This is a genomic window from Methanobrevibacter sp., assembly GCF_030539555.1.
In the GTDB taxonomy this organism is placed as follows: Archaea; Methanobacteriota; Methanobacteria; order Methanobacteriales; family Methanobacteriaceae; genus Methanocatella.
In genome coordinates this window covers 1-2,227 of sequence record NZ_JAUNXX010000131.1, presented here as the reverse complement: position 1 = coordinate 2,227, position 2,227 = coordinate 1, and the positions used below count along the sequence as shown (strand labels likewise).

The window sequence follows — 2,227 nt, the reverse complement described above, 5'->3', positions numbered from 1 at the left end:
CGTTCTATGTCCAAATAGCAAAACATCTCCTTTATCCGGAGTGTATGATTCTAATTCATGCAATACTCCTTGATCAAGTGACACATTATTTATCTTTTCTTTAACTCCGATTGAAGGTATTAAAACTGTTGGGGATTCAATATTTCTCTCAACAATTATTTTAGATGAAAAATAATTAACTTCTCCCATAGCATATAATCCGATTATTAATATGCAAATTATAACAATTATGGTAGTAATACTTGGTTTTTCCATATTATCACTTTTTGTAATATCTATTAATAATAGTTTTCTTCATACTGGTATGTTGAGTTGATTTCATTTATCATCCAATCCGGTGCATTAGTTGTGGGTATTGTTAATATGATATTGTCCATGTTATTTATCATGTAACTAACTTTGTCCTGTGGTGTTTCAATCAAAAGCATATATTGTGCATCCAAATCACCTAAATTAATCTGTCGTTCATAATTTGATAGTTTCACCCCATAATCCTTAAGCATTTGTAACGTTTCTTTTTCACTGTATCCTTTCATAATGCTTCCTTTAATCATTTCTAATACGTTGGATGAGAATTTTTTTGTATTTTCATGGGGATTTGTATTGTTTCCACTAACTATTGTATTTGATTTTGAATATTCGGAGTCGATTTCTCCATTTTCTTCATATCTCATTATTGAAAGCACTGTACATCCACTAATGTCAGGACTTGTTTTATTTAAGTCAATTTCTTCTTCAGTATTGTTTAAATTAGTATATATATCTACTACACTTCCAACATTCACCAATCCTGCTCCTGCCTGGAGTCTTGAGATTAAAATGGGAACAGAAACGGTATTTGGTTTTTCAAATTGTATTTTTGATAAGATATGGGCATCATTTTCATTGACAAGTTCAATAGCTTCATTTTGTGACATTATAACATTTTTACTTTCATTTGAATAAACTGCCATGGTTCTATTGTATTTGTCTATGTTTGTTTTTATCGATTTTTGATGATAGGATTTCCAATCCTTGGTGGCGGGACCGATTATATTTATCATTTCAAGTTCTGCAATGCTTTTTCCATTTTCGATTTTGTTTTCTAAAATCATTGCATTGGGGGAAGTTGTTAATGCTCCACTGTATAACTCATGAAGTTCATTCAATTTCGCTGTTTTTTCTAAAGATAACTCTTTTTGTGTTGGTTCATAGATTAAGAAGTAGTATGAAGAGATTATTAATGTCAATAATATTAATATTGTTATTATTATTCCAATTTTTCTTTTTTTCTCATTTTCTGTTATGTTTGTGTCGCTCGGATTTAGATAAATTCCAAGTTTATGATTGAATTTCTTCAGTAGTGTTAATTCGTCGTCCTTGGGTTTTGGTTTTGGTAAATTTTCCCGTAATTGTCTTGTTTTTTCAAAACCTTTCGGATATAATGGATCATGTGGTTTTTTATTATTCATTTAAACATACTCCTTTTTTTTATATGTTGTGATGGTTAATTTAATTAATAGGAGTAATCAATCTCTATTTTCTAATTAAATTAATAATAAGGTAGTATAGACAGAATAATAATAGTATTAATGCAGGTATATTGATATTGAATAATACTGTTGGTATTGGAAGTATGATTAATATTATTAATATGCAGGATATGGCAATTATAGGCATATTGGCGAATTTTGGATATTTCACATTACTAATCATTAAAACAGCTACGATAGCACTTAAGAGCAATGCTAAATATGTACTGTATAGTCCACTTAAGTATAATGTGGCTACTATAAATGACATTCCCGGAATAGGAAAGCCAATAAAACCGTTTATTTCAACATGGTCTGCAATTACATTGTATCTTGTTAATCTTAAAACTCCGCAAACAACAATTAATAAGCTAACAAGTATCACTGTAACGTGTAATGGTATTGATGTGGTGTTAATTGATGTGTAAATAAATACTGCTGGAGCTACACCAAATGATACAACATCAGATAATGAATCAATATTTTTTCCAAAACCTAACCTGTCGTCTCTTTTTGTTTTTCTAGCTACCCAACCATCTACGGAATCAAACATGATGGCAATAATCATTAATATGGCTGACAGTTCAAAATAACTGTTTATTGAACAGATTATTGATAAAGATTTGGAGGAAGGCCATGTTCATGCAGTAACAACACGTTTCCCCCCTGAACCTAACGGTTATTTGCATATAGGTCACGCTAAGGCTATTTGCATT

The 2,227-nt window shown here is 30.3% G+C and carries 3 protein-coding genes and 1 pseudogene; 1 reads left to right on the top strand and 3 read right to left on the bottom strand.

From position 1 onward, the window contains the following. From Q4Q55_RS10420 to Q4Q55_RS10410, 3 genes and pseudogenes are all read right to left on the bottom strand, one after another. Nucleotides 1–255 (bottom strand): annotated as a pseudogene (locus Q4Q55_RS10420) (sortase); the annotation flags it as partial. A 23-nt stretch (nt 256–278) separates the two neighbouring features. Next, nucleotides 279–1,451 carry a DUF515 domain-containing protein gene (locus Q4Q55_RS10415; RefSeq protein WP_303372727.1) on the bottom strand — a complete coding sequence of 391 codons (1,173 nt, stop codon included), beginning with the start codon at nt 1,449–1,451 and terminating at the stop codon, nt 279–281. A 64-nt stretch (nt 1,452–1,515) separates the two neighbouring features. Then, complete coding sequence (locus Q4Q55_RS10410; RefSeq protein WP_368660156.1) at nt 1,516–2,079, bottom strand: archaetidylserine synthase; 564 nt, start codon at nt 2,077–2,079, stop codon at nt 1,516–1,518. Between the two features lie 25 nt (nt 2,080–2,104). Here Q4Q55_RS10410 and Q4Q55_RS10685 point away from each other — a divergent pair. Continuing rightward, nucleotides 2,105–2,227 (top strand): glutamate--tRNA ligase family protein (locus tag Q4Q55_RS10685; RefSeq protein WP_368660157.1); only part of this gene is annotated, 123 nt, incomplete at its 3' end.

Coding starts and splice junctions, on each gene's coding strand:
- Q4Q55_RS10410 (WP_368660156.1), bottom strand. CDS start 2,079: ATGATTATTGCCATCATGTTTGATTCCGTAGATGGTTGGGTAGCTAGA.
- Q4Q55_RS10415 (WP_303372727.1), bottom strand. CDS start 1,451: ATGAATAATAAAAAACCACATGATCCATTATATCCGAAAGGTTTTGAA.